Origin of the sequence: Mucilaginibacter sp. Bleaf8 (assembly GCF_018390515.1) — a bacterium.
In the GTDB taxonomy this organism is placed as follows: Bacteria; Bacteroidota; Bacteroidia; order Sphingobacteriales; family Sphingobacteriaceae; genus Mucilaginibacter.
In genome coordinates this window covers 527,758-547,504 of record NZ_JAHBBK010000003.1, presented here as the reverse complement: position 1 = coordinate 547,504, position 19,747 = coordinate 527,758, and the positions used below count along the sequence as shown (strand labels likewise).

Below are 19,747 nucleotides of genomic sequence, written 5' to 3'. Positions count from 1 at the left end.
ATTACTGATGAAACTTACATTAAGCGCATTACTGATATTTGTTACAACCTTCTGCTCTGCACAGATGAAGCAGGTTTTTTATTTTAAGAACAACGGCATGCCTGTAAACGTGGCCGATAGTTCTGACTACATACGCGTGGTTACCCCGCCCGATTCGGCCTCAACCCTGTTTAACGTGGCCGAGTACTACCGTAACGGTAAGGTAAAACTGATGGCCCGATCCACTACCATCACCCCGCCAACATTTGAGGGCCAGTGTATCACCTACTCGCCCGAGGGCAAACGCCAGGCAGTACTTAGCTATGCTGATGGTGTGCTGCTTGGCAACAGTTACATTTTTTATCCTAACGGCAAGCTGTACCTGATGTTTAACAGTGACACTGTCCGTACACGCAGCTTTGAAGAAAACACCCGTATCCTAACTTGTATGGACAGCACCGGCAAAGAGCTGGTTACCGAAGGCAACGGCCACTACATAGCTTATGATGCCGTTACACATACCATTAGCGAAGAAGGCGACATTAAAGATGGCAAGCACGTAGGCGAATGGCGTGGTAATTACCCGGCTGAAAAGGTAACTTACAACGATACTTACCAGGACGGCAAATTTATATCCGGCTACTGCACCACCGCAACGGGCGTTAAATACACTTATACCAATAAGAACCAAACGCCTGAATTTACAGGCGGTACCCCAACTTTTATAGCGCTGGTAAAAAAGAAAGTGAAATTGCCGGCTACCCTAAAAGGTAAGGCAACACAAATATTTCTTTCTTTCACAGTAATGAAGGATGGCAAGGTAACCAACCCTACCCTCTTGGGCAGCTTATCGCCCGAAGCCGACAAGGCCATCATGGCTGCTGTAAACACTTCACCTGCCTGGAAACCACGTATACAAAACGGCTTACCTGTTGATACCTCATGGGGTATGCCTATCAATTTTGGTGCGGTAACACCAGCTGCAAAAAGCAAATAAACAGCCTAAATAGCTCACTGAAAATAGGGTTCATAAACCGGGTTCATAAATATAAAATTTTTTAAAGCGGATAACTCCTAAAACCCTATCTTTGCATCCCGACGCTGAAGTCGGGATTTTTACCTTTCAGCGCATAGTATTTAATCAGCTAATTGCCAATAAAACAGGAAGATTAGCGTTTATTTTTGACTAAACAAGACTATGCCCAAAGACACCTCCATAAAATCAGTACTGATCATCGGCTCCGGTCCTATTATTATTGGCCAGGCCTGTGAATTTGACTATGCCGGCTCGCAAGCCGCTCTTTCGTTAAAAGACGAAGGTATCGAAGTATCTATCATCAACAGCAATCCGGCCACCATCATGACCGATAAAGTAATTGCTGACCATGTGTACCTGCTGCCGCTTACCTGCGAAAGTTTAGAGAAGATTTTATCCGAACAAAAAATTGATGCTGTGTTGCCTACCATGGGTGGTCAAACTGCACTGAACCTTTGTATCGAAGCCTCTGAGCGTGGTATATGGGAAAAATACGGCGTTAAGGTAGTTGGCGTGGATGTGGCCGCTATCGAGAAAACCGAAAACCGCGAGGCTTTCCGCCAGCTGATGGTTGACATCAACGTAGGCGTTGCCAAGTCAAAAATTGCCAACTCTTTTCTGGAAGGTAAAGAAGCGGCGCAAGAGATTGGTTTTCCGCTGGTAATTCGACCAAGCTATACCTTAGGTGGTAAAGGTGCAGGCTTTGTACACAAAAAAGAAGAGTTTGATGCTGCCCTGAGCCGTGGCTTACAGGCATCGCCAACCCACGAGGTATTGGTTGAACAAGCCGTATTAGGCTGGAAAGAGTACGAACTGGAGTTGCTGCGCGATAACCGCGACAACGTAATTATCATTTGCTCTATCGAAAACTTTGACCCGATGGGTATACACACCGGCGACTCGATTACCGTGGCCCCGGCCATGACCCTGAGCGACCGCTGTTACCAGGAAATGCGTAACCAGGCCATCCGTATGATGCGCGCCATCGGCAACTTTGCCGGCGGTTGTAACGTGCAGTTTTCGGTTAACCCGGCTAATGAAGAGATCATCGCTATCGAGATTAACCCGCGTGTATCACGTTCATCAGCACTGGCATCAAAAGCTACCGGTTACCCAATTGCTAAAATTGCTGCCAAACTGGCTATCGGCTATAACCTGGACGAGGTAGAGAACCAGATCACCAAAACCACTTCGGCTTACTTTGAGCCTACACTGGATTATGTGATTGTTAAAATTCCTCGCTGGAATTTCGATAAGTTTAAAGGTGCCAATAAAGAGCTGGGCCTGCAAATGAAATCAGTAGGCGAAGTAATGGGTATTGGCCGCAGCTTTATCGAGGCCTTACAAAAAGCTTGTCAAAGCCTGGAGATTGGTCGTGCAGGTTTAGGTGCCGATGGCCGTCAAAGCCGAAATCTGGACGAGATTATGCATAGCCTGGAGCATCCAAGCTGGGATCGTTTGTTCCACGTATATGATGCGCTAAGCTTAGGCGTGCCTCTTGAATCGGTACGTAAAGTAACCAAGATAGACCGCTGGTTCCTGAACCAAATCCAGGAAATAGTGAATTTGGAAGCTGAAATGCGTCGCTACTCTATCAGCAACATGCCTGACGACATCCTGCTTACCGTTAAGCAAAAAGGATTTTCGGACGCACAGATAGCTTGGATATTAGGTGTGAACACTACTGAAGAGGACGTATATCAGCGCCGTAAAGCATCAGGCATTAACCGGGTATACAAAATGGTGGATACCTGTGCTGCTGAGTTCCAGGCACAAACCCCATATTACTACTCAACCTACGAAGGTGAAAACGAGTCGGTAGTATCAGACCGTAAAAAGATCATTGTATTAGGTTCTGGCCCTAACCGCATTGGTCAGGGTATAGAATTTGACTATAGCTGTGTGCATGGCTTATTGGCTGCTAAAGAATCTGGCTATGAGGCTATCATGATCAACTGTAACCCTGAAACCGTATCAACCGACTTTAATATGGCTGATAAGCTATACTTTGAGCCGGTATTCTGGGAGCACGTTCGCGAGATCATTGACCTGGAAAAACCAGAAGGTGTGATTGTTCAGCTGGGCGGTCAAACTGCCTTGAAAATGGCTGAGAAGCTGCACGAGCACGGCATCAAAATCATCGGCACCTCGTTCAACGACATGGACATTGCCGAAGATCGTGGCCGTTTCTCTGACCTGTTAAAAGATTTGGATATCCCGTACCCGAAATATGGTGTTGCAGAAAGCGCTGAAGAAGCCTTGAAAGTAGCGCACGAAGTTGGTTATCCTGTATTGGTACGCCCAAGCTACGTTTTAGGTGGCCAAGGCATGAGCATCGTAATTAATGATGAAGATCTGGAGCGTGCTGTAGTAAACCTGCTGCGCAACCTGCCGGGCAACCGTGTACTGATCGACCACTTCCTGGACCGCGCCTCAGAAGCGGAATCTGACTCTATAGGCGATGGCGAAGATGTTCACATTGTGGGTATCATGGAGCACATTGAGCCTGCCGGTATCCACTCGGGCGACTCTTATGCTGTACTGCCACCCTTCGACCTGTCGGACTCGGTAATGGAACAGATAGAAGAATATACCATCAAATTATCCAAAGCCCTGAACGTTCGTGGTTTGCTAAACATTCAGTTTGCGGTTAAGAACGATAAAGTGTTTGTGATTGAGGCCAACCCGCGTGCATCACGTACCGTTCCGTTTATAGCTAAAGCTTATGATGCACCTTACATCAATATTGCTGCTAAAGTAATGCTGGGTGTAAACAAGCTGAAAGACTTTAAAATTGAACGCAAGCTGGTAGGTTACGCTATTAAAGAGCCTGTATTCTCTTTCGATAAATTCCCGGAAGTGAACAAAGAACTGGGTCCAGAAATGAAATCAACCGGCGAAGCTATCCGCTTTATCCCGAACCTGATGGACCCTTACTTCAGACACTTGTACAAAGAGAAATCAATGTACCTGAGTAAGTAAGTTGAACAACAAATAATATATCAAGAGGCGCACGTTGCGCCTCTTTGTTTTTACAATAATCCTGCTTTTACTTGTTCACCATCAATCCCTCTACCTCAAAGCTGATGGGCTGTTTGGTGCCGGGCCGTGTTACATTGCGACGGCGATCGCCGGCCTCACGCTGGGCATCAAAGGCATTGAATTGTTTGGATGCTTTACCGGAAATAATTACCTCCCTGCCTTTTAAAGCTTTAGGAAGATTAATGTTATAGTTTTTGAAGTGAGCAGCGATAACCTGCCCTTTGCCAGCCTTCATAGTAAACCATCCGCCTTTTGATTTGGTGACCTCAGCTACCGTACCTACAATAGCGGCCGTTACGCGGGCACGCTTATCCATATAAGCATTTAACCTGGAAGCCGGTATTAAGCTCACCGTCGATGGCTTAGCGCCAAACACCATTCCATGCGGCAGAGGTGTACGTTTTTGTGCTGATATATTTCCGGCAGCTAAAATTACAAGTAGCAGGGCAAAGCAGATATTCTTCATCGTTATACAATTTCGTTTTTACAACAATATTAAACAGGCATGGTTTCAGGCATTCGTTGCCCTGTATTCATGCTGCCTTATACTATCGGCATTGTTACATTTTGACTACTAAAGGCGCATATGGTTTTATAGCAGGCCAGTCAGGATTAACTACCTATAATTTATCAACGAAGTATCAGTAATATATTTTAACTTATTAAAGGTTATAATCCTATAGATGCCATAACGTCTTTATGCGGCCGATTACAACCAGCATATCCTCAAAACAAGTGTATAATTATTGAATAAAACGAGAGGAGCACATAACACAAAAAAAGGCTGATATGCATTATCAGCCTTTTAATTTTTGTAAGAGGTTTATACTTAGCCGAACAACAAAGTAAATACTTCCTCTATCCGGCTTACGGCTTTGATCTCAATATCATAGTGCGACAGATCAAGCTGTTTATTGTCTTTTTTCCCTGACGGCAGGTTATACCTGGAAATAAATATCTGTTCAAAACCCAGCTTTTGGGCCTCCGCGATACGCTGCTCAATACGATTTACGGCGCGGATCTCGCCCGACAGGCCCAGCTCGCCGGCGAAGCAGGTTTTGGATGGGATCGGAATATCCTCGTGAGAAGAAATAATAGCAGCAGCCAGCCCTAAATCAATGGCCGGATCTTCTACCCTGATACCGCCGGTGATGTTCAGGAACACATCCTGATTACCCAGCCTGAAACCACAACGTTTTTCGAGCACGGCCAGCAGCATGTTCATGCGGCGTGTATCAAAGCCCGTAGCTGAACGCTGGGGCGTGCCGTAAGCCGATGTGCTCACCAATGCCTGCGTTTCAATCAGCATAGGTCTCATGCCCTCTAAGGTGGCGCTGATAGTAATCCCACTCAGGCTTTCGTCGCGCTGTGATAACAATATTTCGGATGGATTGGATACCTCGCGCAAGCCGGCACCCAGCATCTCATAAATACCTAACTCTGATGCTGAGCCAAAACGATTTTTGATTGCCCGTAAAATACGGTAAACATGGTGCCTGTCGCCCTCAAACTGTAATACAGTATCTACCATGTGCTCTAATATTTTCGGACCAGCAATCATGCCGTCTTTAGTGATATGGCCGATCAGGAAAACCGGCGTGGAGCTTTCTTTGGCAAATCGCAATAATTCGGCTGTACACTCCCGCACCTGAGATACGCTGCCGGGGGTAGATTCAATATGTGCGGAATACAGCGTTTGTATAGAATCCACAATCACCAGATCAGGCTGCAACTGCTCAATCTGTTTAAAAATATTTTGTGTGGAGGTTTCTGTTAAAATAAAACAACCTGTTCCACTGGAGCTTTCCGCTTCTCCTTTAGGAGGCTGGGGAGCCGCTATACGCTCAGCACGCATTTTAATTTGGCGGTCGCTTTCCTCTCCCGATACATAAAGTATTTTAGCCGCCGGCATGCTTAGTGCCAGTTGCAACATCAGGGTTGATTTACCAATACCGGGTTCGCCACCTATCAGTGTCAGCGAACCGGCTACAATGCCGCCGCCCAGTACCCGGTTCAGCTCCTTATCAGGCGTCAGTATCCGGTGCTCGTCAGAAAAAGTAATATTGCTTACCTGTACGGCCTTATTAGCCCGTTGCAGGGAGGTGGAACCGCCGGTGCTGCTTTTCCAGTCGGGCACGGCAGCATTGGGCTTTTCTACTACTTCTTCTACAAAAGTGTTCCATTGCCCGCAAGAAGGGCATTTGCCCAGCCACTTCGGCGATTCATAGCCGCAGCTCTGGCAAAAGTATGATGATTTTGTTTTAGCCAATGTTCGTTTATTTCAATAGTTGAACTTAAGGTTTCACCTATTTCAGTTTAGGTAAAGATACGAACTTTTGCTAACAAAATTAGTGAGGCCCAAATGGTACAAAATAGAAAAGGCCCCTGTATAGGGGCCTTTTCTATTTACTGTATTTAAACTATTACAGTTTAATTTCTTCTTCTTTGGCATTCATAAAACGGAATTCCGTTATCTGGTACGATGAGATGCCTTTTACTTTTATCCATTGCCCGTATTTGAAATACCATTTCATCTGGCGGCTGATTAAGCCTTTTTTGATGTAAGCCTCGATGTATGGGTGTACGCAAAGCGTAATATTTTTCTCATTCTGCTCTACCAGGATATAGTTAAAATTATTCTCTATATCATCCAGCAGCAAAATGCTCGGCCTGATAACGCCTGTACCATGGCAGGTTGGGCAAACCTCGCTGGTAACAATGTTCATTTCGGGACGCACCCGTTGGCGGGTAATCTGCACTAATCCAAATTTGCTCGGCGGCAAAATGGTGTGCTTAGCCCGGTCATGCGCCATTTCATCACGCAAAAAGTCAAACAGCTCCTTACGGTTCTGCGGTTTATGCATGTCAATAAAGTCAACCACTACAATGCCGCCCATATCGCGCAGGCGCAATTGGCGGGCAATCTCGCGGGCAGCTTCTTTGTTTACCTGCAGGGCGTTTTCTTCCTGGTTTTCTTTATTAGCCGTACGGTTACCGCTGTTTACGTCAATAACGTGCAGGGCTTCTGTGTGCTCAATAACCAGGTAGGCGCCGCCGGCCAGGTTTACGGTTTTACCGAAAGCCGATTTGATCTGTTTTTCAACGCCGTAATGCTCAAATATCGGGTCGCGATGTTTGTGCAGCCGAACGATGCTTTCCAGATCAGGCGAAATTTCGTGCACGTAAGAGCGAACTTCTTCGAAAATCGAATTATCGTTCACGTAAATGTGCTGAAAATCGGGGTTCAAAATATCACGCAACAGGGTTGATGTGCGGTCAATTTCACCCAGTACTTTTTTAGAAGGCTCGGTTGACGGTAACCGTGTCATGAAAGATTCCCACTTGGCAATCAAGTCGAGCAGGTCTTTCTGCATTTCGGTTACGCCCTTACCTTCTGATACCGTACGGATAATAACGCCGAAGTGTGCAGGTTTAATACCCTCCACAATCTTTCGTAAGCGTGTGCGTTCGGTATTGCTCTTAATCTTTTTAGATATCGAGATGGTTTCAGAGAAAGGCACCAGTACCACGTAGCGCCCCGCAATGGATAGGTCAGAACTTAGCCTCGGGCCTTTTGTTGAAATAGGCTCTTTGGCAATTTGTACAGGTATCAGCTGATTTTTAGTCAATACATCGCCAATCTTGCCCGATTTATTGATATCAGCCTCAAGCTTTAGTTGATCCAGCAGCTTTGACTGGTAACTGCCACCTTTCACCTGTTTGGTTAACTTGAGAAGGCTTTGTACCTGTGGCCCCAAGTCAAGATAATGCAAAAATGCATCCTTCTCGTAGCCTACGTCAATAAAAGCAGCGTTGAGCCCCGGCATTATTTTTTTAACCCGGCCCAGGTAAATATCTCCAACCGTGTAATTATTGGAAATCTGCTCTTTATGAAGTTCTACGAGTTGTTTATCCTGTAACAGGGCAATAGTTGCCCCATTAGGGGATGAATCGATAATTAATTCTTTTACCAACTGCTACTCCATTTCTTCATGCGGCAAAGCGCCGCGCATTAATAAGAAGATAAAAACAAAAATAAAATTTGCCTGCCGGTGCCTAAAAGCAGCCAACAGGCAAATAAAAGGCTATAAAAAGCGCTTATTTCTTTTTATGTCTGTTTTTTCTTAAACGTTTTTTACGTTTGTGGGTAGCCATTTTATGTCTTTTACGTTTTTTACCGCTTGGCATAATAATAAATTTTAAAGGTTATTTAATTTTTTAATTCTGTTATAAACTGATCGATGCGTTTTCCAAAAGCCGGATCATCAGACATCATTTCTTTGCACTGCTGGTAAGCTGCTATTGCATCCTGTTTCATACCCAGCTGCTTATAGCTTTCGGCCAGGTAAAAATAAGGTTCCAGCTTGGAGTTATGATTATTTTGCGCAATCATTTTTTTGAAACGATCAACCGCTTTCTGGTACTGGCCTGATTTCATGGCAAACTGGCCAAGGTTCAGGTTAGCATTCCAGTTGTCCGGATCTTTGGCAACCACATCAAGCAAAAGGGTGATACCCTGCATTGGTGAGCCACCTTCGGGATCCATCATACCCAGGCTGGTTTGGTTTACATAAGCAATACCTAAACCTGTTTGTGCATCTAATTTTTTTGCATCCAGCGTACGGGCAGCTTTAAACGCCTGTATTGCATTGGTTACAAAAGCCGGCTGCATAGCCGTATCCTGCGAAAACTTATACGCATCATTAAACCGGTTACCAGCTGTTAACCAATCCTGAAACTGGTTGCGGCTTTGAGCCAGCGCCTGGTAATAAAATGCTGCCGGTGCAGCTTGCTTTACATCATCCCACTTGCGGGCCAGTTCTTGCTGCAAAGCCACCTTTTCGGTAGCTGCAGAAGCTTTGCTTAGCTGGCTTTCCAGATCGTTGATGGCGGCTGATGCCTGCGGACCAATAGCGGCTTTAGCCGGCTCTGATACCATTTTCACATCAACCTTTACATTGGCTGCAGCAGGACGGCCCATTTGACCGGCTGTTGCCGACTGCTGGCCGCCTGTATGGCCGCTGTCTTCTTTAATTAAGCCTTTCGGCGGTAATGAATACAAATAGCCCATGACTCCTAAAACGGCTACCACTACAACTATTTGTTTTGTATTCATATCTTTAAAAATTAAGCTTTTTTAGTTTTTTCTGCTTTGTTGCCTGATTTTACTTTTTCAACAAAGGTCTTTGCCGGTTTAAAGCTCGGCACAAAATGCTCGGGGATAATAATAGCGGTATTTTTTGAAATGTTACGAGCAGTTTTCTTAGCTCTCTTTTTTACAACAAAGCTTCCGAAACCTCTTACATAAACGTTCTCGCCACCCACCATTGAGTTTTTAACTACTTTAAAAAACGCCTCAACAGTTTCCTGAACGTCAACTTTTTCTATCCCAGTCTTAGTTGAGATTTCAGCTATAATTTCCGCCTTAGTCATGTCTCTTTTTCCTTGTTATTTTTATGTAAATACTTAACTGTTTTGGGGTTGCAAAAGTATAGGTTTAAAGGGAGATTTTGAAATAAAAGATGGTTTTTTTTGAAATGCAGTCAAACAAAGCGTAAACATGACACCATGTTTACCATTAAACGGCCGTTGTTTGTTAAATTTGTTAGTAATGATGTTTGCCCACGAGCTGGTAAATTGGTACCAGGAAAACAAGCGTGATTTGCCCTGGCGCCACACTACCGACCCCTATATTATCTGGCTTTCTGAAATAATTTTGCAACAAACCCGGGTTGAGCAGGGCCTGCCCTACTTTAACCGCTTCCTGGAAAATTACCCCACCGTTACTCATTTTGCCAATGCCAGCGAAGACGATATCTTGAAGCTTTGGCAGGGCTTGGGCTATTACTCGCGCGGACGCAATATGCTTAAAACAGCCCAGCTGGTGCAGCAGCAATACGGCGGCAAGTTTCCGACAGCCTACCAGGATCTGATCAAATTAAAAGGTATAGGTGAATATACAGCCGCTGCCATATCCTCTTTTTCGGCCAATGAAGCTAAGGCGGTGGTGGATGGTAACGTATACCGTGTGCTGGCCCGCTACTTTGGCATTGATGAGCCTATCAACAGCAACAAAGGCAAAAAGCTTTTCCAGCAACTGGCCGATGAGGTACTAAACCATGAGCACCCCGGCCTGCACAACCAGGCTATGATGGAGTTTGGTGCGATGCTGTGCAAACCTAAAAATCCAGCATGCGGTATTTGCCCGGTGCGTACCGGTTGCGAGGCTTTTAAGCATAACGCAATCAATTACCTGCCGGTTAAACTCAAAACGGTTAAAATAAAGGAGCGTTTCTTCAATTATTTTTTGATAACTGATGATGACCGCTTTTTAATGAACAAGCGCGGAGGCAATGATATTTGGGCGAATATGTATGACCTGCCTTTGATCGAAACACCCGAGCTTTTACCAGCCCATGAGGTTATACAACTACCACAGGCTCAGCACTATTTTGGCAAAAACGTAAAAATTAAAGAAGCTTTCGGCCTGCAGAAATTTGCACTTACTCACCAACGGCTAACCGTACGGTTTATACATATAGAAAACACAATACAAAACCCAGACGAAAACTGGTTTTTTACAGACGCAGAAAATTTAAAAAAATTAGCACAGCCTAAAATCATTTTTATATTTTTAACTAATATTTTTAAATTTAAATACAATTCTCTTTTTTTCTAACTACACATGTCTGGAATAAACAAAGTAATTCTGGTAGGCCACTTAGGCAAGGACCCGGAAGTAAGGCATCTGGATGGTGGCGTATCAGTAGCCAGTTTTCCGTTAGCCACTTCTGAGACCTTTAATAAGGAGGGCCGAAAGATTGAGCAAACCGAATGGCATAACATTGTTATGTGGCGTGGCCTGGCCGATGTGGCCGCCAAATACTTGCAGAAAGGTAAACTGGTTTACATTGAAGGTAAATTACGCACCCGCTCTTTTGAGGATAAAGGAGGCGTTAAGAAATATACTACCGAAATTGTGGCTGAAAACTTTACCATACTAGGCCGTAAAAGCGATTTTGACACCAATGATGCGCAAAGGCAGCCCGCCAAAGCAGAAGTTGCTGCTGATGCCGGCTACAACCGTTTGACCGACGCTGATGACCTGCCATTTTAAAGATTTTTAACCAATTATAAACCCAAAAAAAAGCCCTGCCGGAACCGGCAGGGCTTTTTTGTTTGTTATCTGGCACCCGGAGGGCAGTGTTCTCTTAAATAGTTGGTATATAAAGTGCGCAGGTGCTGCACGGTGCCTTCACCTTCAGATATACCATGCGTACGGTTAGGGTAAGACATCAGCTGGAACTGCTTGTTGTATTTAACCAGTTGGTTTATCAGTTGCTCGGCATTGTTGTAATGCACGTTATCATCGCCGGTACCATGCACATACAGCAGGTTACCACGCAGGTTTTTAGCATGTGTAACCGGCGATCCTTTAATGAAGTAAGAACGGCTTTCCTCGTCAATAGGCACGCCCATATAACGTTCCTGGTAAATGTTATCATAAGTTAACTGGTTACCTACAGCAGCCACGGCAATACCGGTTTTGTAAATTTCCGGATATTGGAACATCAGGTTAAGGGTTGATGAACCGCCACCGCTCCAGCCCCAAACTGCCACGCGGGAAGTGTCAATAAACGAGTTTTTAGCAAACAGCGCTTTAGCAGCCATAGCCTGATCGCGCACGTTTAGGATACCAATGTTGCGGTAAATAGCTTTGCGCCACTCACGGCCTTTAGGCACCGGTGCACCACGGTTATCCATTGATACATAAATATAACCATCATCGGCCATATTCCCGGCATACTCGCGATTACGGCCAGCGCCCCAAACATCAGCTGCGGTTTGTGAAGCAGGTTCACCATAAACGTAGAATAAGATCGGGTACTTTTTAGTTGGGTCGAAGTTGGTAGGCTTCATCATCCAGCCATCCATTTTCACACCATCAGCCGTGGTAACGGTAAAAAATTCTGCCTTGTTTTTAACAGCAGATGGATCTACCTTGATTTGTGTTGGCTTGCCATCCAGCGGCTTGTGTTCAGGCAAGCTGATTTGCTCGCGCATGTAAGGCGTATAGCTATTGTTAAAGGTATGGATAGCTACCAGGCCGTTAGGCGAAATATCATAGCTGTGTGTACCGGGCTGATCGGCCGGGCTAACACGCTGCGGTGCTGATCCGGTTAGCTTAACGCGGTATAAATAACGCTGTGCCGCATTCTCGGGCGAGGCAATGAAGTAGATGTAACCGTGCGGCTCATCAATTAAACTCACACTTACCACATCATAATTACCGGGGGTAAGCAGTTTGGCCTTACCAAAACGATCAATGCTGTAAGCATGGCGCCAGCCGTCTTTCTCGCTCAGCCAGATAAACTTTTTACCGTTTTCGATCCAGTCCCAGCCTATGGCTTCATCTTTGGCTTCAACCCAGGCTTTGTCCTGCTCCTGGAAAATCACTCTTGAAGCGTTGCTTGAAATATTGCAGATAAAAATCTTGCTGTCATTTTGCGCACGGTTAAGTTGCTGTAATATCAGCTCATTTCCGTTATTAGCCCACTCCATACGCGGAATGTAATGCTGCACGGCATCACCCGGAATGTTTACGTTGATGGTTTTACCGTCAGTTACGTTAACCACCTTTAAACGGCAAGCGCTCGGGTCGGTACCGGATACCGGGTACTCTACCGGCACGTTGAATGAATAGGCCGAATCCGTAGTATTCAGCATCAGATAGTTACGTATCTTGGTTGCATCAATTTGCCAATAGGCAATATTGCGGCTATCAGGCGACCAGCGGAAACCATCACGGCAATCAAACTCTTCTTCATAAGCCCAGTCGAACGTACCATTGATGAGGCGTTTGGTACCATCAGTGCTTAGCGCACGCGGTGTACCGCCAGCCAAATCTTCCACATAAACATTATGCTCGCTTACATAAGCTGCTTTTGTACCATCCGGCGATATTTTAGCAAACATAAGTGATGATGCAGGAAGGTTTTTACCCAGTTGGGTCATCGCTTTGGTTTTGATATCGTATACCCAATAGTCGCCACGGGTATCATAACGCCAAACCCGTTTGGTATTGGTATTGATCAGGATTTTCTGACGATCATCCGAAAAAGAAAAACGTCTTACACTGATTGCGCTGTGGCCTGCAGGCGTCAGGGCCGCCTGGTTTACCAGTACGGTAGGGTTACCTGGATTGCGAATGTCCATTTCTACAATCTCGCCGTTATTGGTGGTGTAAAAATGATAGCCGTCTTTTGCCCACTGCAGCCCTTGTGCTTTTGCACCTTGCCCCAGCGTTACTGCAGCCAAAAATAAAGCCGCTAAAACCGACCTGTAAAATTTGATGTTCATATATTGCACTCGATAGTTAAAGTTGATTGTACTATAATGCTGTCATAAAAATTGCGTTAAATTAATATTTTAAAACGATTATCGCATTTGCCATTTTCATGAAAAAGATATACTTATTTGCTTTAATATGCTTTACAGGCTGGTCTGCAACGGCTCAGAACATTAACCGTAACCGTTTTTTTACAGACAGCCTGGATAATTACATCACCCGATCCCTCACCAACTGGCGCGTACCGGGCGCTGCCATATGTATTGTGAAGGATGCCCGCATTATTTTGCGCAAGGGTTATGGCATTAAAGAGCTTGGGGTAAACGCCAAAGCCGATGAAAATACCCTGTTCATGATTGGCAGCAATACCAAAGCTTTTATAGCCACAACACTGGCCACCCTGCAAGCCGAGCGTAAACTATCCTTAGACGATAAGGTAACCAAATACCTGCCCGATTTTAAGCTGAATGACAAGGCTGCCGGCGAAATGGCTACTATCCGGGATTTGCTGTGCCACCGTATAGGTTTTGAAACCTTTCAGGGTGATTTTACTTACTACACCAGCAACTTATCCCGTAAGGAAGTTATCGAAAAAATGAGCCATATTAAGGCGCGTTATCCATTTCGCAGCAAGTGGGGCTATACCAATGCTGCATATGTAACCGCAGGCGAAATTGTACAGAAAGTAACCAATAAACCGTGGGAGGTTTACGTAAAGGAAAGCTTACTGATGCCGCTGGGCATGAGCAGCACGTTGACGCAAACTAAGGATATGGCCACCTCTTTCAACAAATCGGCCGCACACACCATTGCTGACGGCCGGCTGATAGCCATACCTTATGCACAGTTAGACAATTTGGGTGCAGCGGCCGCTATCAGCTCGTCAGCTACCGATATGAGCAAATGGCTGCTGGCCTTGCTGAGCAACGGCAAATCGGCCAACAAACAGGTAATTCCCGAAGCTGCTATACGCGCTACACGGCAACCGCAGAACTTATTGGGCGATGATGATAACGGCGGCTTTGTAGCTTATGGCCTGGGCTGGATGCTGAAGGGCTATAAAAGCCATCGCATGATCATGCACACCGGCGGCGTAAGTGGCTTTGTATCATCGGTTACCTTGGTGCCTGATATGAACCTGGGGATTGTGATTTTGACCAATACCGATCAGAACGATTTGATTACTACATTGAACTTGGACATTATTGATGCTTATCTGAAAATGCCTTTTCGCAGCCATAGTGATGCAGCGCTGACCGATTTTCGTAATAACCTGACGCAGGAGCAGCAGCATAATAAATCCATGCGTGACTCTACTATGCTTAACCTGCGCCCGGCACTTTCATTAAACGAATACACCGGCAAGTATGTAAGTGATGTGTATGGCACCATGACCATCAGCAAAGGTGACAACAACGACCTGGAAGCCCGCTTTGAGCATCACCCTAAAATGTTTGCCCGTATGCAACCACTGGGCGGTAACCGTTTTTACGTTACCTTTTCGGACCCGGAATTTGGCAAAGCCGTATTTCCGTTTATTGTACAAAACAACCGGGTTGTGGGCGTACAAGTAAAGGTGGCCGACTTTGTGGAATACACGCCTTACGAATTCCGAAAGAAGTAGCATAGTCTTCTTTCATCCCGGTGCATCAGCCAAAAGCTATTACTTGCTGAGACTCTAATTATTTAATTTTTACACGGTTTAGAGCAATTTGTACCGAACCGTCATCCAACATTGCTGTTAAACGATTAAGAACACTACCTGATATGCCGCAAAGCACCGAAACAACAGCCACCAGCCAGTCAACCCGGCCATACATTATTGCCTGGGTGATTGGCTTGCTGTTTTATTTTTTTGAATATGCTGTGCGCTCCTCGCCATCGGTTATGATTACCGAGCTTTCGGGCTTTTTTGGGCTAACGGCTGTTGGTGTGAGCAGTATTGTAGGTATGTATTATTATACCTATTCGGTAACCAGCTTAGTGGCAGGCGTAGCGCTGGATAGGGTCGGCGCTAAAAATACCGTTACTGCCGGCATAGCCATATTAGGTATTGGTTGTATCTTATTTGCTATATCTAACATTTTGGCTGGTGACCTGGGTCGTTTGCTGCAGGGAGCAGGTTCGGCATTTGCCTTTCCCGGATGTGTTTATCTGGCCAGTAAAGGCTTTTCGTCCCGATCATTAGCTACTGCTATCGGTTTTACGCAATGCCTGGGTATGCTGGGCGGCACAGCGGGGCAGTATATTGTGGCGCCTATGATACACGGAGGTGTAACCCTGCCTGCATTTTGGATTGGTATCGGCATCATTTGCCTGATATTATGTATTGCACAGTTCGTGATTACACCTGCAGAAAAGCACCAGCAGTTAACAGAAAAGAAAGGCAGCTTGCTGGCACCTTACAAAATTGTATTCAGCAACACACAATCTTACCTGTGCGGCCTGGTTTCGGGGTTATTGTTTGCACCAACCACGGTATTTATTATGGTTTGGGGCGTGGTATTTTTTCAGCAAGACAGAGGCGAAAGCTACCAGCAAGCTACCTTGATCAGCTCCATGGTGCCGTTGGGCTGGGTAGTTGGCTGTCCGTTACTGGGCTGGCTGGCGGATGTGGCCGGACGCCGCAAACCTGCTTTGATAGGCGGTTGCGTGGTAATGATTTTGAGTATTGCACAAATGCTTTACATGCCCACCTTGCTTCCGTCTTACATCAGTATGCTATTGATGGGCATAGGATCGGGCGCGGCCATGATTCCTTACTCTATTATTAAAGAAGTGAACCCGGATAAAGTGAAAGGTAGCGCAACAGGGGCAATTAACTTTATTACATTTGGCGTAACGGCTTTGCTTGGCCCACTATTCAGCCGTTTGTATGGTAAAACGCTTACTACTACAACCGATCATGCCCGGCATTTTGAGTCGGCCGGGCTGTTCCTGATAGCCGGCATTGCCCTGGCTATCATCATCAGTATGTTTTTAAAAGAAACTGGCCGCAGCGCCCAAACAAATAAAGCCGCTACGGCATAAAGAAAATCAAAAGTTTCAATAAGTACTATTGTAACTCTTCATCGGGCAGATGATCGTCATCTTCCGGGTCAGGCTCGCCCAAATCATCATTTACCCTGATTTCGCGCAGGTCATTTTCGTCTTCCATAAAGTCGTCAAAATCCTCATCGTCATCACCGGCATTATCTTCATCGGGGTAAGGAACACTTTGTGCCCACAGGGGCTGCATATTTACAGCTGGCGCACCCATCATCAGTATATCCTGCCACTCAGCGGCTTGTTGTACGGTTAACATCATAATTCATAGGTTTTAGTAATGCAACAACCGCTTTCAAAAAAATGTTTAAGCCGATTTGATAAAGCGCGTTAATGTGATGGTGGGTTCAGAGAGCTTTTGCCAACATCGTTGCCTATGCGCTTCCAAGCTTTCATCGTCATGATTACTAACAATTGCTTTTTAATATCCCATATCGAAATGCAATCCTTTGATATGGTATAATACTGGTCCCAGGTAGTATACTTACCGTATAAAGCCAGGGTACACACATCTGTTACCGTCATAAACTCGCCGGTTGTGGGTAAATGGCTATGCATACCTGCCGTTTGCACCTCTTTGCCCTGCGTTTGCAATACAAAGATGGATTTATGGATTTTCCTTTTTGATGTGATATTATTGTTCTTATCAAAATCAATCTGGTAGTCGTTGCCTAAAATCACATAACCACTTTGCTCAGGACTGGTAAGGATGTAAACTCTTTTATAGCGCTTGCCTACCACCGGAATTAAGTTAGTGCCGGTGTTATTATACCGTTTAAACAGGGTGTCGGTACGGGTAGCGCTGAGCGCTGCCCGGCGGATAGTAAATAGCTCTTTCTCCGTTTCGTTGAGTTTACGGCTGGCGGTATCCAGTTTGTAACTATTCAAGTCAAAATCATAGTTAAAGGATATGGTTGCCAGCACTTCAGGGTCATCGCCCTTACCAAAGAAGATATTATTAACTCCTTTCCCGGTATCATAAGACAGATATCCACCAGACAATGGTTGCCGGTGTTTAAGTTTTTCCATAAAAACATCCGTTCCATACCAGGAGGCCATTTCGGAACGATATAACAGCTTACCCTCGGTTTGGATGCTGTCAGTGATAGCTGCCAAATCTTTTTTTGTGCAAAGCCACCAAGAAAGGAGAACAGCACCAAGACTGTGATGAGAATTGACTTATACATGATAAGGTTATTTTTAAATATTCAGCTTTCAATCTGTCGAGCACTTACAACATTTTTGCTTTATGCTAACCACATTATATTTCAGATTGATTTATTTATGTTATATTTAGATGATAATGCCATTGGAACTAAATTTTATAATCTGCCTTTACCGGTAATGGTTTCTATTTTCAGTGAGTAGGCTGCGCCTGTTCTTTTGTCGTTTACCAGAGTTATCTGAAACCCCTTTTTATGATCTATCCATAGCGGCTTGTTGTTAATCTTTTTTAACGTCGGATAGTATGCTTTAAGTTTATTTATTTCCTGATTTGGTAATTCATCACCCCAGTATTCATTTATGTATTTGAAGCATTTATGTTTGGAAGTAAAATAACAAGTAGTACGAAAAATACAGTCATTCCCTTCCGGCGGGGTTGCATATGAAAATTTAGCTTTAATTAGGGATTTATTTACAAGCCCTCCTTGATGTAAAACGATGGCTTTATTTATTTCAGATAGATTGCAATTCAATAAAGTTTGAGATTTAGATTTTAATCCAACAATCATTAGAACCAAAAACAAAACATACTTCAGATACATTTTATACATCAAGGGTTACCCGAAGTTACAAATGAATGTGCAACAAAAAAGCTTTTTGAAACTCTCTAACAGATAAACTCAATAATCTTGTAGTCAAGATTTTTTCCGTTTGGGTTCATAGATGATGATTCATCTATTTTCATCACTTGAATTAACATAACCTTTTATTTCCCTTTCCCAGCCATATAGTCCAGCGTTAAATTGCACAGGGCTTTTACGCCCAGGCTAAAGCCGCTTTCGTCGATGTAAAAATCAGGCGTATGATGTGCGGCTGTTTTTGCCGCATTGACACCTTTAGGCATGCCGCCTAAAAAGAAGAACAGGCCGGGCACTTTTTCCTGGTAAAAGCTAAAATCTTCGGCACCGGTTACGGCAGGTTTCTCCTGCACATTAGCAGTTCCGGCTGTTGCCTGCAGGGTAGGCAGCATGCGGGCAGTTAGCGCCGGATCATTGTAGGTAACCGGGTAACGCACGCTGAACGGGATTTTCACTTCGGCAGTAGCGCCTGCGGCTTCGGCTGTTTTGGTAGCAATTTGTTTTACCCTGTCTATCAGCAGCTTTTCATCATCGCGGCTCAGCGCTCGCAGCGTACCCATCATTTCTACCTTTTCGGGAATAATGTTGGACCGGTTGCCGCCATTGATAGAACCGATAGTTACCACAGCCGCATTTTCGGTTACGTTTACATTACGGCTTACAATGGTTTGCAGGTTGTTGATGATTTGTGCCGAAACCACAATCGGGTCGACACTCATCCAGGGGTAAGCACCATGCGACTGGCGCCCTTTTACCACAATCTGCATATCATTAACGGCAGCCATGGTACCACCGGGGCGATAGGTGATTTTACCCACTTCGGTTTGAGCGTTAATATGCAATCCAAATATCACATCTACTTTAGGGTTTTGCAATACGCCTTCTTTTACCATCAGTTCGGCACCTCCTTCTTCACCAAACGGCGGACCTTCTTCGGCCGGCTGGAAGATAAACTTTACCGTACCATGTAAATCATTCTTCATGCCCGATAACAACTCGGCCACGCCCATCAGAATGGCCATGTGGCTATCATGACCGCAGGCGTGCATAGCGCCCACCTCGTTGCCATTAAAGGTGGTTTTTACTTTGGATGCAAACGGTATATCTACACGCTCGGTTACCGGCAGCCCGTCCATATCGGCACGCAGGGCTACCACCGGCCCGGGCTTACCGCCTTTAAGTATACCTACCACACCCGTTTTGGCCACGCCGGTTTGTACCTGTATCCCTAATGCTTTTAAGTGTTTGGCAATGATTTCGGCCGTGCGTGTTTCGTGGTTACCCAGCTCGGGGTGCTCATGGAAATCCCGCCGCCAGTTTACCAGTTTGGGTTGAAGCGCATCTGCTTTTTGCGCAACACGTGCTTTCAAAGCATCCTGCCCGAAGGCCGAGCCTGCACATAGTAAAAGAGCGATTAAGTAAGTATTTTTCATACATTGCTATTTGGCTATTAAGATAGTAAAGAGTCTTAAAATGACAAAAGAGGCCTTAGGG

At 45.1% G+C, this 19,747-nt stretch carries 16 protein-coding genes; 6 read left to right on the top strand and 10 right to left on the bottom strand.

What is annotated here, in order from left to right; all coding sequences use genetic code 11:
• Positions 1–7: 7 nt before the first annotated feature.
• Entirely contained in the window at positions 8–976 is a 969-nt protein-coding gene (locus KHS38_RS15875) for an energy transducer TonB (RefSeq protein WP_213489526.1), read from the top strand.
• Between the two features lie 201 nt (positions 977–1,177).
• Positions 1,178–3,997 (top strand): carbamoyl-phosphate synthase large subunit, encoded by a 2,820-nt coding sequence (carB, locus tag KHS38_RS15870; protein WP_213489525.1) that lies wholly within the window; start codon positions 1,178–1,180, stop codon positions 3,995–3,997.
• A 67-nt stretch (positions 3,998–4,064) separates the two neighbouring features.
• Here the strand turns inward: carB and KHS38_RS15865 are convergent, their stop codons facing one another.
• From KHS38_RS15865 to KHS38_RS15845, 5 genes are all read right to left on the bottom strand, one after another.
• Positions 4,065–4,523 (bottom strand): DUF4920 domain-containing protein, encoded by a 459-nt coding sequence (locus tag KHS38_RS15865; protein ID WP_213489524.1) that lies wholly within the window; start codon positions 4,521–4,523, stop codon positions 4,065–4,067.
• Between the two features lie 363 nt (positions 4,524–4,886).
• The gene (gene radA / locus KHS38_RS15860; RefSeq protein WP_213489523.1) at positions 4,887–6,326 is read right to left on the bottom strand and encodes a DNA repair protein RadA; all 1,440 of its coding nucleotides are present in this window, start codon (positions 6,324–6,326) and stop codon (positions 4,887–4,889) included.
• 154 nt (positions 6,327–6,480) lie between these two features.
• Positions 6,481–8,031, bottom strand: a complete 1,551-nt coding sequence (locus KHS38_RS15855) for an Rne/Rng family ribonuclease (RefSeq protein ID WP_213489522.1) — start codon at positions 8,029–8,031, stop codon at positions 6,481–6,483.
• A gap of 236 nt (positions 8,032–8,267) precedes the next feature.
• Positions 8,268–9,173, bottom strand: coding sequence for a tetratricopeptide repeat protein (locus tag KHS38_RS15850; protein WP_213489521.1), 906 nt, complete (start codon positions 9,171–9,173; stop codon positions 8,268–8,270).
• 11 nt (positions 9,174–9,184) lie between these two features.
• Positions 9,185–9,490: an HU family DNA-binding protein gene (locus KHS38_RS15845; RefSeq protein WP_213489520.1), complete on the bottom strand. Its 306-nt coding sequence runs from the start codon at positions 9,488–9,490 to the stop codon at positions 9,185–9,187.
• A gap of 178 nt (positions 9,491–9,668) precedes the next feature.
• On the opposite strand from KHS38_RS15845, the gene mutY reads away from it, so the two are divergent.
• A complete protein-coding gene (gene mutY / locus KHS38_RS15840; RefSeq protein ID WP_213489519.1) occupies positions 9,669–10,736 on the top strand; it encodes an A/G-specific adenine glycosylase in 1,068 nt (355 codons plus the stop codon).
• Positions 10,737–10,742: 6 nt separating this feature from the next.
• Positions 10,743–11,174: a single-stranded DNA-binding protein gene (locus tag KHS38_RS15835; RefSeq protein WP_249665426.1), complete on the top strand. Its 432-nt coding sequence runs from the start codon at positions 10,743–10,745 to the stop codon at positions 11,172–11,174.
• Between the two features lie 65 nt (positions 11,175–11,239).
• Here the strand turns inward: KHS38_RS15835 and KHS38_RS15830 are convergent, their stop codons facing one another.
• Positions 11,240–13,417 carry a S9 family peptidase gene (locus tag KHS38_RS15830; protein ID WP_213489518.1) on the bottom strand — a complete coding sequence of 726 codons (2,178 nt, stop codon included), beginning with the start codon at positions 13,415–13,417 and terminating at the stop codon, positions 11,240–11,242.
• Between the two features lie 98 nt (positions 13,418–13,515).
• On the opposite strand from KHS38_RS15830, the gene KHS38_RS15825 reads away from it, so the two are divergent.
• Positions 13,516–15,030 (top strand): serine hydrolase, encoded by a 1,515-nt coding sequence (locus tag KHS38_RS15825; RefSeq protein WP_213489517.1) that lies wholly within the window; start codon positions 13,516–13,518, stop codon positions 15,028–15,030.
• 143 nt (positions 15,031–15,173) lie between these two features.
• Positions 15,174–16,436 (top strand): MFS transporter, encoded by a 1,263-nt coding sequence (locus KHS38_RS15820; protein ID WP_213489516.1) that lies wholly within the window; start codon positions 15,174–15,176, stop codon positions 16,434–16,436.
• A gap of 25 nt (positions 16,437–16,461) precedes the next feature.
• On the opposite strand, the gene KHS38_RS15815 is transcribed toward KHS38_RS15820, so the two are convergent.
• The 4 genes from KHS38_RS15815 to KHS38_RS15800 all read right to left on the bottom strand — a co-directional run bounded on the left by KHS38_RS15815 (position 16,462) and on the right by KHS38_RS15800 (position 19,686).
• Positions 16,462–16,713 (bottom strand): hypothetical protein, encoded by a 252-nt coding sequence (locus KHS38_RS15815; RefSeq protein WP_213489515.1) that lies wholly within the window; start codon positions 16,711–16,713, stop codon positions 16,462–16,464.
• Positions 16,714–16,781: 68 nt separating this feature from the next.
• Positions 16,782–17,567 carry a hypothetical protein gene (locus KHS38_RS15810; protein ID WP_213489514.1) on the bottom strand — a complete coding sequence of 262 codons (786 nt, stop codon included), beginning with the start codon at positions 17,565–17,567 and terminating at the stop codon, positions 16,782–16,784.
• A gap of 206 nt (positions 17,568–17,773) precedes the next feature.
• Entirely contained in the window at positions 17,774–18,184 is a 411-nt protein-coding gene (locus tag KHS38_RS15805) for a hypothetical protein (protein ID WP_213489513.1), read from the bottom strand.
• Between the two features lie 197 nt (positions 18,185–18,381).
• On the bottom strand, positions 18,382–19,686 hold the full coding sequence (locus tag KHS38_RS15800) for an amidohydrolase (RefSeq protein ID WP_213489512.1): 1,305 nt from the start codon (positions 19,684–19,686) through the stop codon (positions 18,382–18,384).
• Between the last annotated feature and the right edge of the window lie 61 nt (positions 19,687–19,747).